Source organism: Dehalogenimonas etheniformans, assembly GCF_014672715.2.
In the GTDB taxonomy this organism is placed as follows: Bacteria; Chloroflexota; Dehalococcoidia; order Dehalococcoidales; family Dehalococcoidaceae; genus Dehalogenimonas; species Dehalogenimonas etheniformans.
In genome coordinates this window covers 631,711-647,308 of the sequence record NZ_CP058566.2, presented here as the reverse complement: position 1 = coordinate 647,308, position 15,598 = coordinate 631,711, and the positions used below count along the sequence as shown (strand labels likewise).

Sequence of the window (15,598 nt, the reverse complement as noted above, 5' to 3'; positions counted from 1 at the left end):
AAAAACGTGGTTCGTAATAAATATTGATTAATCGTAATTACCGCATTTTTATGTCATATAAGCCTGTCGGAGGCGCTTTTGGTATAATGGATCAAGCCATGACCGAAAAATGTGAAGCCTATCTCGATATCGAGACCACCGGACTATCTCCGGAATACTGCCCTATCACTGTAATCGGCATTCACCGCTGCAATGGCAACTCCGAGGAATTCATTCAGCTGGTGGGTGATCGCATTACGCCCGAAAGTTTGCTGCAAGCCCTGGATGGTGTTGAAACCGTTTACACCTTCAATGGAGAACGGTTTGACCTCCCCTACATTAAGACCCGCTTGGGCGTCGACCTGGTAGAAGAAGGTTTTGCCCATTGCGATCTGATGCACCGTTGTCACCGAAAAGGTCTTCGAGGTGGTTTGAAAAAAATTGAGGTTATGCTTGGCATAGGTCGCAATTTGCCGGGAGTCAATGGTTATCATGCTGTAAGGTTGTGGTGGCAATACGTCAACAATTATGACGAAGAGGCTTTGAAAAGCCTTCTGGAATACAATAAGGAAGACACCATCAACCTTAAAACGCTTCGGGAACTTATTGCATAGAACCCGTAAAACAAATTTGCCCTACTGACGTACAGCCTCCGATTTTCTTTCGAATGGAACAAATCCGGCATCGTCCACCTCGGTTAGATTCTACATTGGACCGCGATCGGGTTGAGGGATTTGTGCCGCCCCGCTTTTTTGTGACACAATTACGGGCATTTCCGGAAACGTTCAGGCACAACTTGGGATCAATATTTTGCTAGTACGTCTGCTAGTTAGAAATTTCGGCATAATCGATGAGATCGACTGGTCGCCGGGTGAAACTTTAAACATCATCACCGGTGAAACCGGTGCCGGCAAATCCCTGGTGATCGATGCCATTTCAGCCCTGCTTTCAGGGAAACTGGACGAAACCGCCATCCGCTTTGGAGCGACGGAATGCCGGGTCGAAGGGACTTTTGATCTTTCCGCCCGAAGTGACGTGTTGGACAGTCTACGCGGGCAAGGGATTGACATAGAAGATTGCACCATGACCATGTCCCTATCGTTGAAACGGGGCAGCCGACCGACGATTCGACTAAACGGCATGACGGTTCAGCGCTCTTTCATGCGGGAAATCGGGCAGAAACTGGTCGAGATCCACGGGCAGAGCCAACACTTGTCACTGCTGAATCCATCAAGCCACCTGGATTATCTTGATAGTTATGTCGGGACGTTGAGCATGAGACATGATTTTTCACAGACCGCAAAAACGCTTTCTGACCTGAACAGTGAAATCGAAAACATAAGAGCCCGGGAAGCCGACATGTCCAGGCAGCAGGATTTCCTTTCATTCCAATACCGGGAGATCGAACGGGCAGCATTGGCCGAAAATGAAGATGTAAGCCTTGAGGAAGAACGCAGGATTCTCACCTCAGCCGAGAAACTCAAGGACCTGGCCCAGGAAGCGGAATATATTCTGGATGGAGAGGGTATCGAGCCCCCGGTAACACACAGTCTTTCTAAAGCAGCCGGAACGATTGAAAAACTGGCGGCGATAGACAATCGGGTGAAAGCTCAAGCCGAAGTTGTCAGGAATGCCCTCTTCGAATTAACCGAGGTAGCAAGAGAAGTTCGTTCTTACGTCATGCGGGTGGATGCCGACCCTTCGCGACTGGAAGAAGTCGAAACCCGGATCGGGCTTATTCGAGACCTGAAACGAAAATACGGCGGTAGCATCTCTGCCATTCTGGAGTACGCACAAAAAACACAGCAGGAACTTGAAGCTTTCTCTTGTCTGGATGACCGGAAGATCGCTCTTGCGAAAGAGAGCGAAACCACCCGTCAGGCTCTGGCCAAGCTTGGAGCTACCCTGACGGAGAGAAGGCAAGCCGCTGCTGTTAAGCTGGACCAGGCCGTTAATCTCGAATTGGATGAATTGGGTATGGCGAATGCCCGATTCCGTGTCTCGATACAGAACGAAGAGTCGACGGATGGTTTGACCCTACTCGATTCGCGCAAAGTCAAATACGACCTAACAGGTACTGACAAAGTTGAATTTCTCGTTTCCACCAACCCGGGAGAACCCTTCCTGCCCCTTGTAAAAATCGCCTCTACCGGAGAGTTGTCCCGCTTCACCCTGGCTATAAAAACGTCATTAGCAGCGGCGGATAGGGTTCCAGTGCTCATTTTCGATGAGATCGATATCGGAGTCGGCGGGAGATCCGGCGTGGTTATCGGCCGCAAATTATCAAAACTTTCTCTATCACATCAGGTGATCTGTATCACTCATCTACCCCAGATAGCCTGTTACGGGTCCCGCCATTTTAACGTCAGCAAAGTCCTTGACGAGGACCGCATGACCAGTGCCCTGTCTGAATTATCGGAGGATGGCTTGTTGGCCGAATTAGCTTCCATGATTTCTGGCCAGAACAGCCGCGCAGCCGCTGATACTGCCCGGGAATTATTTGAAAAAGCAGCGGCTTTCAATGCCTCATTAAGGAATTGACTTGAAACTCTCAACCGGCGTGGATAAGCGCGCTCTGTTAGCTATTGGAATTGTCACCATTCTCTGGGCATCATCCTTTGCTGGCATTAGAGCCGGCTTGCAGGCGTTTACCCCGGGAGCGCTTGTCCTTTTCCGGTTTTTGATAGCCTCTGCGACATTGCTTGCCTGGGTCCTTCTACGACAGCGGATTCGATTACCGAAAACGGCAGACCTGCCGTGGATCCTCCTCGGAGGCGTTGTAGGCATCACCGCTTACCATATCTTTCTGGCTTATGGTGAGCAGACGGTGACTGCCGCATCAGCGAGTTTCATTATCGGCGCCGTACCGATTTTCACCGCAATCTTGGCTACGTTGACTCTGAAAGAACGCCTGGGCATAAGGCAATGGCTCGGTATCGGGGCTAGTTTCGGAGGTATCGGCCTCATCTCGTTCGGTGAGTCCGGACACCTGAAACTCGAGAGCGGCGCGCTGATAATCCTGATGGCTGCCCTTTTTACTTCAGTGTATTTCATAATCCAAAAGCGTCTTTTAAAGAGTTACACGCCGTTGGAGATCACCTGCTACGCTTTTTGGGCGGGAACGATCGGCATGCTGGTTTTCCTGCCCAATCTCATCTCTGAATTGCCGAAGGCGGCTCTCGGTCCGACTATGGCGGTCGTTTACTTGGGCGTCTTCCCTGCGGCTATTGCCTATGTTGTTTGGAATTTTGTTTTTTCCCGGACTACGGCATCAATTGCTACAAGTTTTATGTACCTGAACCCCATCGTGGCCACGATGATCGCCTGGTTTTGGCTGGGAGAAGTCCCCTCAGCTCTGGCCGGAATCGGCGGACTCATCGCTCTGGGCGGCGTTATCGTAACATCGAAGAGCGTGCGTTAGCCTGTCCCAAGAATAGACATTTCGCCGGATCATAAACGTAAAGGTCCCGAAGGGCTTACCGGCGTCCATGAGCTTTCGGGCTAGTTGAAGGTTTCTGATTCTCGATTTATCTCGATTCGTAAGTCGGCACCGAACTGGAAAACAAAAGGGCGGATAGCCGTGCTATCCGCCCTTTTTCCAAGGCTGATTCTGTTATTTCTCAGGCATCGAGGCGGCGGGCATAACCCCTTTAGCTTGATTTGTATGAGCCGTTTCCGCCTGATGCGCAAAGGTAGTAGTTGCATCAGTGATATCAACGTCTTTTGTTTCACGAACGAAGATTAAGCCTATCACAAAACATACAGCGGCAATCCCCATCGGCCACCACAGTCCGGCAAAGTTATTGCCTGTAGCATTGATCCATGCGAGACCAAGGATCGGTACCAGTCCGCCGAACACGCCGTTGCCGATGTGGTAGGGCAATGACATTGACGTGTAGCGGATCTTTGTCGGGAAAAGTTCAACCAGGAAGGCGGCAATTGGACCGTAGACCATTGTCACGTAGACAACCTGGATGAAGACCAGGAATGACAAAGCCACCTGATTGTAACCCTGATAGGCGAACATAAAGTGCTGCCCTGGATCGGTTGGGGCAAAGGCGGCCATAGCGCCGTAAATCGGGTAGTAGGTCAACACTGCCAGCAGCATGCCGGCCAGCATGATCGGTTTACGTCCGATACGGTCGGAAAGCCAGCCAAAGAAGATAAAGAGCGGGGTGGCGAGAAGAACAGCGGCACCCACTATGAAGTTGGAATCAACCAGGCTGACCTTGAATATCTTCTGCAGGTAGAAGAGAGCGTAGAACTGACCGGTATACCACACGACACCCTGTCCCATTGTGGCGCCCAATAGTGCAATGAGAACCCATTTCCGATTGAACTTGTTTACAAAGCTTTCTTTTAGCGGGTTTTTCGAAACTGTTTTGGTAGCCTTCATCTGGGCGAATAACGGCGATTCTTTTAATGAAGAGCGTATCCAGAGGGACAGGAAAATCAGGACAACAGAGAAAAGGAACGGAATACGCCAGCCCCATGCGGAGAAGTCCGCTTCGCCGACGATGCTGCGAGTAGCCAGGATAATTCCAAGGGATAGAAACAAACCTAATGTAGCTGTAGTTTGGATCCATGAGGTATAAAAACCACGTTTACCGTGCGGGGCATGCTCTGCGACAAAGGTGGCGGCGCCGCCGTACTGGCCTCCTAGCGCCAGGCCTTGGAGAATCCGGAGAGCGATAAGAATAATGCCAGCGAAAGCCCCCAGGGTTTCCTGAGTAGGTAGCAAACCAACGCCCATGGTTGAGCCGGCCATGATAGTGATAGTCAGAAGATAGGTAAATTTGCGGCCGACCAGGTCGCCGATGCGCCCGAAGAATAGAGCACCGAACGGACGCACCATGAAACCGATGGCAAAGGTGGACAGCCAGGCGATAAGATCGCCAATGTCAGTCCCGGTGTGGTAAAACTTGGAAGCCATGACCGTTGAAAGGCTGCCAAAGATATAGAAATCGTACCATTCGATAACCGTGCCCGCGGATGAGGCGAAGATGACTTTTCGGATGCTTTGGACGCTGTTCGACACAGCTTGTGTTACGCTTGCCATGTTCCCCCCTTCAAAAAATTATAATTCCCCTCATTGAAGATATCGTGTGAACAAGACCGATAGAAGACCAGAGACTAAAAAAAGCTACGTTTCCGACGCGCGGATCATCATAACCGGAATTTTGGAATGGCGGACCACGCGTTCGGCGACGCTCCCGATGAGCCAGTGAGCCGGACCGGACCTGCCGTGGGTCGACATGGCGATCACATCGACTCCGAGATCTTCGGCCACTTTCAGGATCATGCTTGCGGCGCCGCCTTGTCTGACCATGCAAGTGACCTTAAAACCGGCCGTTCGTAACTGACTGCACACCGCATCCATGTATTTCCCGGCTTTTTCTTCCTCGTCCTCGACCGTGGCGCCAGCGATGGCCGGGTCTTCAAAGGCAAATGATTGAGCTGGGTTGCTTGCCACATTCAACAGGATAATCTCGGCCCCTTCCGAATAGGCTAGCGCCTTGGCATGAGACAAAACGCCTTCCGCAGTCTTAGATCCGTCAAGTGGTACCAGAATTTTTTTATACATTCCCCCCTCGCTTTCTTCTTAAGATTTTCCGGGTCTACTATCCCGGTGGAACTGGGGATAAGTCTGCCTTAACGTAAGTGGGGAGCGGGATGCAGGAAAAATTGGCTGCCAAAATTGGATTTTCGACCTTTTGGTAAAGCTTCGCCTCCGTCGAAGATGTATACGCAATATCATACAGGGTACTAGTACTCAATTGCAAGTGGTATTTTTCAACATTTTTTCTTTTTTATACATTTATAGTCTTTTTTCCATATTTTTCCTTATTATATAACCTAGAATATCAGGGTGATTGTCTCTGGCACGTTTGGAGTCCATTTCAAGTTGGCTTAAAATGGACAGGGGATAACTAAACATAAAAAAATAATTTTTGGAGTTTGTCGATGTCTACCGTGACTGAATTGACCAAAGGCGTTTATTGGGTGGGAGCCGTAGATTGGGCTCTGAGGCAGTTCCATGGTCACGAACTGTCGACAAATCACGGTACCAGTTACAACTCTTATCTGATCATTGATGAAAAGTGCGTACTTATTGATGCCGTCCCTACCGGGTTTCAAAATACTTTGATCGAAAACATTTCCAACGTCATCGATCCGGGGAAGATAGACATCGTCGTTGCCGCGCATGCCGAGCCTGATCACTCCGGGGCTTTACCTGAAATAATGCAGCGCTGTCCGGGAGCGGAAGTAATTGTCTCCCCACGCGGTATCGAAACCTTCTCCCGGCATTTTGGGCAACCATGGAATTTTCGCCCGGTAAAAACAGGTGAAACATATTCCATTGGCCATAAGGTTCTCACCTTCATTGAAGCGCCGATGCTCCACTGGCCGGACAACCTTTTTACCTACTTGAACGATGATGCCATACTTTTCAGCAGCGACGCTTTCGGTCAACATTATGCGTCAACCGGGCGTTTTGAAGCTGAAGTAGACCGGGGAATCTTGGACTGGGAAACGGTGAAGTACTACACCAATATTTTGAACCCCCTGGCTCCGATGATCGCAAAAAAGATCGATGAGATGGTCAATCTTAAGCTTCCCCTAAAAATGATTGCGCCTGCCCACGGGATCATATGGCGCCAATCTCCAATGCAAATAATCAACCAATACCGCAAATGGACGGAGCAAAAATCAAATTGCAGCGCGGTTATCGTATATGACTCGATGTGGCAGGGGACGCGTTTAATGGCAGAGGCGATCGGGGAAGGGATGACGGAGGTCGGTCTGCCCTTCAAAATGATGAATGCGGCTTCGGACGATCGGAACGACATATTGACTGAAATACTCCTCGCCAGGGCGGTCGTCCTCGGTTCGCCCACATTCAATCAGGGAATTTTACCCACACTTTCGCCGGTGCTGACCGGCATGAAGGGACTCAAATTCAAGAACAAGATCGGCGCCGCTTTTGGCACCTGGGGCTGGAGCGGCGAGGGGGTCGGCCTACTGGAAGAAAATCTTCGAGCCAGCCAGATAGAGGTGACCACCCCCGGCGTAAAAGCTAAATGGCGTCCCGGCCCGGAGGACCTTGAACAGTGTAGGATCCTCGGCAAGTCGGTAGCGGGGACTTGTTTTTTGAAAGAGTGATTGCGACAATATTCTAATCTGGTTAGCACCAGCAGGGCCGGATGCCTGTGGCACGAAATGTGCTTGTTTGACGAGAGGTAAGGATGCTAGAGGTAAAAGATACAGTTCTCCTGGTTATTGACGTTCAAGAAAAATTGTTTCCGGTCATGTTTGATAAAGAGATCCTTCTCTCAAATCTTCAGAAATTGGTTAAAAGCATTAGCCTGCTTGAGATTCCGATAATTTATACCGAGCAAAATCCCGCTGGACTCGGAAGAACCATCCCGGAATTGATAGGGGGATATGAGGCAAAACCGGTTAGCAAGTTCCATTTTAGCTGTTGCAATGAAGCGGAATTCAATGCGACGCTAAGTGCAACGCAGAGGAAACAAGTCCTGGTCTGCGGCATCGAAAGCCACATTTGTGTCTATCAGACCTCGATGGACTTGCTCTTAAAAGATTTTGAAGTACATTTGGTCACCGATTGTGTTTCTTCCCGCACGTCCCAGAACAAAGACCTTGCACTGAGGCGTTTGGCATCTGAAGGCGCTAAACTGACCGGTGTAGAAATGGCTCTTTTCGAACTGCTTCGGTCCAGTAAATCCGGGCAATTCAAAGCGATAAGTTCACTGATTAAGGGTTAAACGCCGCATCTCTGTCAGTTGAAGACGGCGTTACGGTTATTGGCGGGGTTTAGAGATTTTATCCCCGGAATTGATAATTTTGTCTGCCTGAAATGGCGAATAACCTACCCCGACCGGACGACCATCCTCGGTAATGACTAGGCCGCTACCGCATCGGGCGCATGCCTGGTGGCGGGGGAACCGGAGTCCCCATCCAATACACTCATAACCGCATTTCGGGCATTTTCCCTCAAGCATATTTTAATGATACACCAAAAGTACTGGGTATAACAGGGGTTTTACGGTATTTTTTTGAAATTCCAAAGTCTGAGACATGACTATTGTGTGGGCATATTTTAGCGAATTATGTGGCATCTTTTTCAGCATGTACAAAGGTGGTAATGATGATCGCGATCTCCAGTAATCGCATTAAGCCGGTCAACTCAATCAAATAGCGGATGGTGTCAGGCAAGCCCGGCGGCTGGGCTCAATACGAGGGGACTAATTGGGCTCAAGCGGCTGGAAAAGGAGTAAGATTTGGCACCGGCGTGTGGTCGGGATAGAACAACCTCAAGAAGCCGCCTTTCATGACTTTGTTCTGCTCCTCTTCGGAAAGGCAGAAATCGATAAAAGCCTTGACAATACCCGTGGGTTCTCCGTCAGTGTAATAAAAAACCGGTCGGAAAAAGGGGAAGGTGCCGGCGGAGGTCGTTTCCAGGCAAGCCTTCGTGGGTTCGTCACCCACCGCCTTGATGATCCAGGTCGGTGTTACTTCTTCAGTGACAGTGGCCACCGGACAAAAGAAAATGGCGTTCCGGTCGGCGGCGACTATGCCTTTGCCCTCTTCAGCATCTGACAAAAACACTACGTTATTGCCGAATTCAATTGTATTGTCCTCTGTCGGAAGTCCCGCCATTCGCAGCACCTTGGCCTTGAAGAAGTTGTATGTCTCGCTTCCCGAGGGCATCGCGTAAACGTGAATCGAGGCGTCGTTGCCTCCAAGTTCTTCCCAGTTGGTGATCTTACCGCTGTAAATGGCAGATGCTTGCGCCACGGTTAAAAGGTCAACCGGGTTCCGCGGCCAACGAACTATCGACAGGGCATCTGAGGCGACGCGGATCTGGTTTGATTCTATGCCTTCCGCAGTTTCAATCCCGGACGGTCCCAAACGAGGCATCGATTGATAAATCGAAGCTCCACCGCCTAAAACAGATATGCCTGAATCATCGTCGGTGACGGTTATTGTTATCCCAGGGTGTAAGGTCATAAACTCATCCGCCCAAACTCGTGACAAAGAAGAGACTAACGGATCACCGGCTATGGTGAACGACCCGGTCAAATCATCTACGGCTGGCAACATTGGTTCCGGATTCGTGCCACCGGCATCGGCGTTGCCCGGATGCATCAGCCATATAACAAGCAAAGCAGTGACCGGCAGAATGAGTGGCAGAACCGCCTTTTGTTTCGAGGTAATCATGCGTGTCTAACCTACCAGTCTTTAGCTCCGAAACCCTTTAGATCATCGTAAGGCCAGGTCGCCAGGTTGCGGTCCCACCAACCTTTGCGCTCGGATTCGGTCTTTTGACTGGAATAACCGAAGCTGCGGTCCATGTTCGCGAAAAACCCGTCAAGGACCGATGTGCATCCGGCAGCCGCTCGAACAATATTGTGGATAGAGGCTTCTGGAGGATGGTTGAATGGGCAAGAAAGCTGGCAGTTGGAACAATCATGCGGGCCGCCCCACTCGGCGCATTTTTTCCAATTTTGATGCCAACCTTTGAAACCGCCGCGGTTCCACTCACCGGCCACGTCCCAGGTCGTGTCGTTCTCCAGGGATAGCGCGCCGGAAGGACAAACCACAGCACAACGTTTACACACTTTGCAGAATTCAAGGACTCCAGCATCGATAGGCGGGGTAGGTTCCAGGGGTAGGTCGGTTATCGCCCAATCTACATATCGTATCGACAATCCGTAGTCAGGAGAGCAGGAATAGGCCGTCCGGCCTTGTTCGGCCAATCCGGAGAACAAGCCAAATGGCACGTTTGCCGAAGTCGGTGGTTGCAATGCTGTGTATCCGAGTCCATGTAAAAAGCCGGTTATATTCCAACGGATCTGGGGAGCGTTCGAGTAGGAGGCGTTACGAGCCGCCTGGCCGAGTTCAAAAACCTTGTTTTTCCATTGATCGGCACTATCGCTGTTCCTTAACGCATACAGACTCTGGGGATAATTTTGCTTGATCAGCCAGGTGAGAATCCATTTGCACTTATTGGGGATATGATAAACAGCTTTGGAATCGACAAACCCGGCGTCGATATCTTCCCAAACCGTGGTGCCAAGGTCGAACAACCTTTTGGTGTGTTCGTTGACCTCGATTGCGCCGACCTTCGGAGCGCCGTAGAAATGGGCGGCCGCCCGCATTGTCCGAAGATTTTCCTCAGGGGTCCCCACCCAAGGGCCGGATGCTCCCCTGTCCAGGGGTGTTGCCGTTCGGGTGTTTCCATCCCATGCGAGTTTCTGCATGTTGAAGTTGTCATATGTCGCATTATCTAAAGCCAGGTCCCGCAGCGACGCTCCAGGGGTTTTATTGTTTATGCCTGAAAGCTGCCTGGCTCGGCGGTCATCAGCCTGACGCTTGTAGACTTCTGAGGGCATGAAATACAACTTGCCCGGGTCGTATGGTTTGAAAACACTCCAGTCGATCGGAGTGGTCAGATCCTCAAAATTGCGGTCCCGTTGCCACCATTTGCGATAACCGGAGAGATCTGCCCCGGCGGTCAACGAATCGATATCGCCAAATGCCGAAATCGCGGCGGCGCTTGCCCCAGCCAAGCCTAGGCCCTTCATAAATTCACGTCGATTGATGCTTGTGTGGAAATTGGTCATTTGATTATTTTTGAGGATATTTTTTCCGTGTTGCAGCAACGCTGCAATCGTGATCGTTTAGGTTCTCTAACATTATGTAATATAAAAGTCTTTACGTCAATCCGCCAAAATTTTTAACACTTTCACTCGCATCTGCCGGTGAATGGAAGAAGCGGGCTTGCGCCCGCTTCTTCCATTTCTTCCACGGGCTGGGTAAACCAGCTTTTCGGATTTAGAGGGTCTTCCTGTAACCGCCGTCGAAAGCGACAACGGTGGAATCGAAGCCGAGGATCGGCAGGGAGTAATCCCACCACTCTTCAGCCTTCTGGTCGTCAGTACCGTAACCGAAGGTATCGCCCATCTTGGCGAAGAAGGAATTCAGCGGGCTGATGGAAGCGGTGGCGATCGTAGTCTTGATCATCGAATGGACCATTGCCCGGGAATTCGTGGTGAAGGTGCATTCGCCCCAGCATTTGTTGCAGCTGGTGCCGTACTCCGTGCGCCACATGCGGCACAGGGCGCCGTCGCTCCAGAACTCCTTGGTGCCCCGGTTATGCATCGTGCTTGGAATGCCGTTGATATCCGGGATTTCCCAGGTCGGCTCGGACGCTGTGGAGATGGACCCGGAGGGACAGTTGTTGGCGCACTTTCCGCAGGTGTAGCAGAACTTGAACATGCCGGCATCGATCGGCTTGGTTGCCGCCAGGGGCAGATTGGTAACGTAGTTATGCAAGCGACCGATCGGGCCATATTCCGGGGTCAGGCTAAAGACGTTGTTTCGGCTTCCTTCGCAGACGCCGGTTAATATTGCAGAGGCACCCTCGACGAAAGGCGTGCCGTCATCCGAACCGCCGCCCACATAGCCGTAACCGAGGTACCGCAGGAAGTTGAAGGTGGACGGCTTCAGTATGGTGGCCACATGGTCTGAGCTGTTGAACAGACCGCCCTGGGCGGGAGTGGTGCGGGAAAGGTCGTGGCTCATCATTTCCCAGTTGACTAAGTAGTATTGATGGCTGGTCGGTATAACACGCTTGGTCGAGGTTTCATAACCAGCGGGGACGTCTTCAAAGACAACCTTCTGCGCCGCATTATGCTTGATGTTGGTCGAGATGATCTGCTTGTATTCGCGAGAGTCGGTATCGAGCGGGCCGTAGCCGGAAATAGCATTGCCGCAGTAGCGCATGAAAGCGTTCATTAACTGGGAGTTTTCTTCCGGGGTACCGGTCCACTTGGCTTCGCCGCGCTCTTCAGGCGACTGGACACCAGTGTAAGCTTTACCGCCGCCCTTGGTCCAGGTACCGTTGGTGGTCGGGCCACCCCAGCCTAGGCTGACGTAGGCCGGCCAACCGCGGGTCACTGATTTTTGAAGAGCAAGAGCACGATAGGTGAACCCGGGTTCTTTGTTAGCGGTCCACTGTTTGACATTGGCAGCGCCCTTAGCAGAGGCCTCATCAGCCCGTTTCTGGCCATAATATTTGGCCCACATCTCGGTCTGCTGTCCGGTGTTGGTGGGATCGCGGCGCTGCATCACCGCCCAGTCGGTTTCGACGGTCGGGTTGTAGAACTCGCGCTCTTTGACGTACCAGGGACGCCTCTGATTACCTTTGGTTGAGGCAGCGAGTTCATCGAGATCATGGAAGGCAGGCGCAACTAGACCGGCGGCGCCCAGGCCGGCGGCGGTGATGCCCATGAACTTCATGAAATCACGGCGACTTACTGTACTGTGAAACTTTTGCATAATTCTCCTTGTTCTTTTTCGACTTTGCTTTTGCGACTTTTTTTGCGACTTTTGATTGCTTGAGACTTTGCTTGCCTTATTCAGTTATTGGCGGTAGAACATCACCTCCTTAATTGGTTCCGATCTGCGTTACTGCCCGAAAACTAGGGAACAATAGGATTTGTTTCGCCGGGCCAACCGTTCCCCGGTACGCCATTGGTGTTACTCTGGACAACCCTGTCGTTACCGATATCATCGTTTGCGCTGTGTTCTCTCGGATAGCAGCTGAACCAAACGTTGATGTGAGCGTCCTCCAGGATGATCTGCCCGTCCGAATTGATTCCTGAAACGATACCGCGAGCTTCCACGGTGTCGGTGATGGCCAGATAATTAATGAAGGCCAGATCGGTTGGAAATACCTGGACATTGCCGTCGCCGACAATGACGAATGAACCCAGTTCTTTCGAAACTACCGTCGTATCCCTGACGTATACCTCTTTACCGATATACTGCTGGTAGTTGGCAACCAGTTCATCAGCTTTAAGATCGATCCAGGTGACCTCTTGCACAATGGGAGTCTGGTCATCGGTGTAATCACCGTTTTTGGTCGCTGGCGATCCTAATCCGACGTTCAAGCCGCTGCATCCGGCCATCAGTAAGACAACTATCAGGGTAAGTGTCCCCGTCACGAAAAGATTTCGAGCGGTTCGGCGGGGTTTGGCGGCGTCAACGGCAACCGTTTCCGCCCCCAGATAAGTGCACATTTCTTTTCAAATTCCTCCTTGTTTCGGTATTTCTTATATCTTCCGGCGTTACTACCGGTGACTCAGGCTTACTTGGATGCTGCTTGCGGCGATACCCTCTTCATTGGTGTTCGCCCGAAAATCCTTTGGACTTTGACGACCCATGACTCATTCCCGTTAGCAGAATCAAATATCATGTTCAAATAGTTCTTAATTAAATAAGCGAGTGAGCCAAAGAACTGTTTCGGTTCTTTAAAAGCCATCAGGAAATAAGCCGGGTTGTGCCTGATCATGAAACGGAAACGCCGGGTCGCAAAGGTTGCCCGGAAACTTGCCAAAGCGTCATCCATCAGGTTTTGCGGCACATTGGAAACATTGCCCTGGGTGGCATAATACAACTGGAAACTGGACCATCCGGAAAGCCGCTCCGGCACCGAAATCAGTTTTTCGGCTGCGCATCGGTCGAAGAGCACCGTCTTGGGATAAGGCACGAACTTCATAAAGAGGTAAGGCGGGTTATCCAGGCGTTTGATGAACTCCAGCGTCTCTTTGAAGTCTTCGGCTGTCTCGGTGGGAAAACCGTATTGAATGAAGAGGGTCGGGATGATCCTCTGCTTGACCAGGTTCCAGAAGGTTTTCTCAAACTCCTGGACGTTGCCCTTGGTCAGGAGATCGAGGATCTTCTGGCTGCCGCTCTCGGTCCCCAGGATGACTGCGGTACAACCAGCCTTGGCCATCAGCCTGGCGTCTTCTTCGGTGACGTAGCCGGAGATCTGGCAGTTCCACTTCAGCTTGAGCTTCTTCTGGATCATGATGCGGCAAAACTGGTGCAGGCGTTCCTTATTGATCCCGAAGTTGTCTCCGGTATACATGATGTAATTGACGCCGAACTCCTTGTGCAGCCGTTCCGATTGGGACGCGATGCGCTCAGCCGACAGGTCGGAAACATTGCCCTTGTAGAAGGTGGCGTCGGAGCAGAAGGTGCAGGTGAAGGGACAGCCCCGGCTGGTGATTATTGAGACGTCCCAGTATTTCTTGGGGTCTACCAGGTGCCAAGCCGGATCCGGCAGTTCATCAAGATTTTTGAGGAACGTCCGGGGTTCGTTGATGACGATGTCATTGCCGTTTTTCCAGGCCAGACCCCTGATATCGGCAAGAGAACCATTTCCCTTTTCGAGGTAGTTTGCCAGTTCCAGTAGGGTGTATTCTCCTGCGCCGATGATGATGTAATCAACGTAATCTTCTTTCAGCGTCTGCTCGGGCAGGGCTGAAGGATGCCGGAAACCCCAGACGGTCTTGATATTAGGGAAGGCAGCCTTGAATTCGGTGGCTTTCTTGATGGAATCAGCAACACAACCGGTGGAGACTGATAAACCGACGATGTCAGGATTAAAATCCCTGAACGATTCGGCGGATCTATCTCCCAGATTGGCGTCGTGGAGCATGACCTTGTGGCCGTTCTTTTCAAGAACGGCCGCGATGGACAACAGTTCATCGGGGAACTTGGTGTACATGCCGTCACGTAACGGAATGCTCAGGAGGATTCTCATGACACCTTCTTTCAGGATCAGTGTTTGGTAGGATGGTTTAAAGTTTGGTATTTAATAACTGTTAAGGTTGTATTAAACATTGTAATTTTAGTGTTGTCTTAGTTTAAGGCTAAACCTGGAAAATTGGAATCGGCATCTATGCTTATTTGCTCTAAGCATTATGGATATGACTTTTCGGATATTCTGTATACCTTTGTATAGACGAATAACAAACTTTAGTATATAATTGTCTTGCATGAGGTGAATAAATTGACAGTATCGGAACTGGGACGCCAGGACAAAACCAGGGTGTATCTGGCGGATGATTATGAAATTTTTCGTACCGGTTTGCGGACAGTCCTGAGGTTTGCCGGGGAAGTTGAAATTGTGGGCGATTCGGCAATTCTACCGGAGATTCTCGAACTTATAGAAGCCGCCGAACCCGACATTTTGCTCATCGGTGACGGGCCAGAAACATCAAGGTTAATTCAGAGTATTACTGAACGTTTCCCTACTATTAAAATACTGGTTCTCGGTTCCGACACCATTCTATTCTCACCATTGAAAGTCGGTGGTTATTTATCAAAAGAATCATCCTCGGATTTAGTTCGTTCAGCTATTAAAACCATTGCCCTTGGGGCAACGGTATGGAACCCCGTGTCACTCGAATCGATGTTCAAACCTGGAGAGATAAACTGCGGCAAGTCAGGATCGAACCCTGGGAACATTGTCTTGACCCAAAGGGAAAAACAATTACTCTCTCTTTTGGCTGGCGGAAAAACCAACAAGGAAATCAGCCTTGAAGTTGGCATCGCCCAGGTCACCGTAAAAAAAGCATTACAGACATTATTTGCTAAAATAGGTGGGACCAATCGGACCCAGACTGTAATGAAGGCGTCTCAACTAGGGCTGATATAATAGTTCTACCTCTTTTAGTTGCCTCCGAGAGTTGGTTTGCGCAGATAAAAAGATGATAAAAGTGCCCGGGACCGTACAGAGAGT

General features: G+C 50.6%; 13 protein-coding genes. 6 read left to right on the top strand and 7 right to left on the bottom strand.

Translation table 11 applies throughout. The features are described from left to right. Window positions 1-86: 86 nt before the first annotated feature. The 3 genes from HX448_RS03305 (at window position 87) to HX448_RS03295 (ending at window position 3,400) form a co-directional block, all read left to right on the top strand. Window positions 87-593: a ribonuclease H-like domain-containing protein gene (locus HX448_RS03305; RefSeq protein ID WP_226846835.1), complete on the top strand. Its 507-nt coding sequence runs from the start codon at window positions 87-89 to the stop codon at window positions 591-593. A 196-nt stretch (window positions 594-789) separates the two neighbouring features. Beyond that, window positions 790-2,520 (top strand): DNA repair protein RecN, encoded by a 1,731-nt coding sequence (gene recN / locus HX448_RS03300; RefSeq protein WP_162485987.1) that lies wholly within the window; start codon window positions 790-792, stop codon window positions 2,518-2,520. A gap of 1 nt (window position 2,521) precedes the next feature. Next, complete coding sequence (locus HX448_RS03295; protein ID WP_226846833.1) at window positions 2,522-3,400, top strand: DMT family transporter; 879 nt, start codon at window positions 2,522-2,524, stop codon at window positions 3,398-3,400. Window positions 3,401-3,592: 192 nt separating this feature from the next. Here the strand turns inward: HX448_RS03295 and HX448_RS03290 are convergent, their stop codons facing one another. Then, window positions 3,593-5,038 carry an MFS transporter gene (locus tag HX448_RS03290; RefSeq protein WP_102330745.1) on the bottom strand — a complete coding sequence of 482 codons (1,446 nt, stop codon included), beginning with the start codon at window positions 5,036-5,038 and terminating at the stop codon, window positions 3,593-3,595. Window positions 5,039-5,122: 84 nt separating this feature from the next. Beyond that, on the bottom strand, window positions 5,123-5,563 hold the full coding sequence (locus HX448_RS03285; protein WP_102330744.1) for a universal stress protein: 441 nt from the start codon (window positions 5,561-5,563) through the stop codon (window positions 5,123-5,125). Window positions 5,564-5,943: 380 nt separating this feature from the next. On the opposite strand from HX448_RS03285, the gene HX448_RS03280 reads away from it, so the two are divergent. Both HX448_RS03280 and HX448_RS03275 read left to right on the top strand, forming a co-directional pair. Further along, the gene (locus HX448_RS03280) at window positions 5,944-7,143 is read left to right on the top strand and encodes an oxygen-binding di-iron domain-containing protein (protein WP_226846831.1); all 1,200 of its coding nucleotides are present in this window, start codon (window positions 5,944-5,946) and stop codon (window positions 7,141-7,143) included. Between the two features lie 83 nt (window positions 7,144-7,226). Next, a complete protein-coding gene (locus HX448_RS03275; RefSeq protein WP_102330743.1) occupies window positions 7,227-7,766 on the top strand; it encodes a hydrolase in 540 nt (179 codons plus the stop codon). A 490-nt stretch (window positions 7,767-8,256) separates the two neighbouring features. Here HX448_RS03275 and HX448_RS03270 read toward each other — a convergent pair whose 3' ends face one another. From HX448_RS03270 to HX448_RS03250, 5 genes are all read right to left on the bottom strand, one after another. Continuing rightward, window positions 8,257-9,222 (bottom strand): substrate-binding domain-containing protein, encoded by a 966-nt coding sequence (locus HX448_RS03270; protein ID WP_102330742.1) that lies wholly within the window; start codon window positions 9,220-9,222, stop codon window positions 8,257-8,259. A gap of 11 nt (window positions 9,223-9,233) precedes the next feature. Further along, entirely contained in the window at window positions 9,234-10,628 is a 1,395-nt protein-coding gene (locus HX448_RS03265; RefSeq protein WP_102330837.1) for a reductive dehalogenase, read from the bottom strand. Between the two features lie 211 nt (window positions 10,629-10,839). Next, the gene (locus HX448_RS03260; protein WP_102330741.1) at window positions 10,840-12,345 is read right to left on the bottom strand and encodes a reductive dehalogenase; all 1,506 of its coding nucleotides are present in this window, start codon (window positions 12,343-12,345) and stop codon (window positions 10,840-10,842) included. A 143-nt stretch (window positions 12,346-12,488) separates the two neighbouring features. Continuing rightward, entirely contained in the window at window positions 12,489-13,088 is a 600-nt protein-coding gene (locus HX448_RS03255; protein WP_102330740.1) for a hypothetical protein, read from the bottom strand. Window positions 13,089-13,156: 68 nt separating this feature from the next. Further along, entirely contained in the window at window positions 13,157-14,617 is a 1,461-nt protein-coding gene (locus HX448_RS03250) for a B12-binding domain-containing radical SAM protein (protein WP_102330739.1), read from the bottom strand. A gap of 288 nt (window positions 14,618-14,905) precedes the next feature. Between HX448_RS03250 and HX448_RS03245 the strand changes: the two genes are divergently transcribed. Next, window positions 14,906-15,514, top strand: coding sequence for a response regulator transcription factor (locus HX448_RS03245; RefSeq protein WP_162485986.1), 609 nt, complete (start codon window positions 14,906-14,908; stop codon window positions 15,512-15,514). Window positions 15,515-15,598 lie beyond the last annotated feature (84 nt).

Excerpts from the sequence above, each read along its gene's own strand:
- HX448_RS03305 (WP_226846835.1), top strand. The coding sequence starts at position 87 with ATGGATCAAGCCATGACCGAAAAATGTGAAGCCTATCTCGATATCGAG.
- HX448_RS03290 (WP_102330745.1), bottom strand. The coding sequence starts at position 5,038 with ATGGCAAGCGTAACACAAGCTGTGTCGAACAGCGTCCAAAGCATCCGA.
- HX448_RS03285 (WP_102330744.1), bottom strand. The coding sequence starts at position 5,563 with ATGTATAAAAAAATTCTGGTACCACTTGACGGATCTAAGACTGCGGAA.
- HX448_RS03280 (WP_226846831.1), top strand. The coding sequence starts at position 5,944 with ATGTCTACCGTGACTGAATTGACCAAAGGCGTTTATTGGGTGGGAGCC.
- HX448_RS03275 (WP_102330743.1), top strand. The coding sequence starts at position 7,227 with ATGCTAGAGGTAAAAGATACAGTTCTCCTGGTTATTGACGTTCAAGAA.
- HX448_RS03270 (WP_102330742.1), bottom strand. The coding sequence starts at position 9,222 with ATGATTACCTCGAAACAAAAGGCGGTTCTGCCACTCATTCTGCCGGTC.
- HX448_RS03265 (WP_102330837.1), bottom strand. The coding sequence starts at position 10,628 with ATGACCAATTTCCACACAAGCATCAATCGACGTGAATTTATGAAGGGC.
- HX448_RS03260 (WP_102330741.1), bottom strand. The coding sequence starts at position 12,345 with ATGCAAAAGTTTCACAGTACAGTAAGTCGCCGTGATTTCATGAAGTTC.
- HX448_RS03255 (WP_102330740.1), bottom strand. The coding sequence starts at position 13,088 with ATGTGCACTTATCTGGGGGCGGAAACGGTTGCCGTTGACGCCGCCAAA.
- HX448_RS03250 (WP_102330739.1), bottom strand. The coding sequence starts at position 14,617 with ATGAGAATCCTCCTGAGCATTCCGTTACGTGACGGCATGTACACCAAG.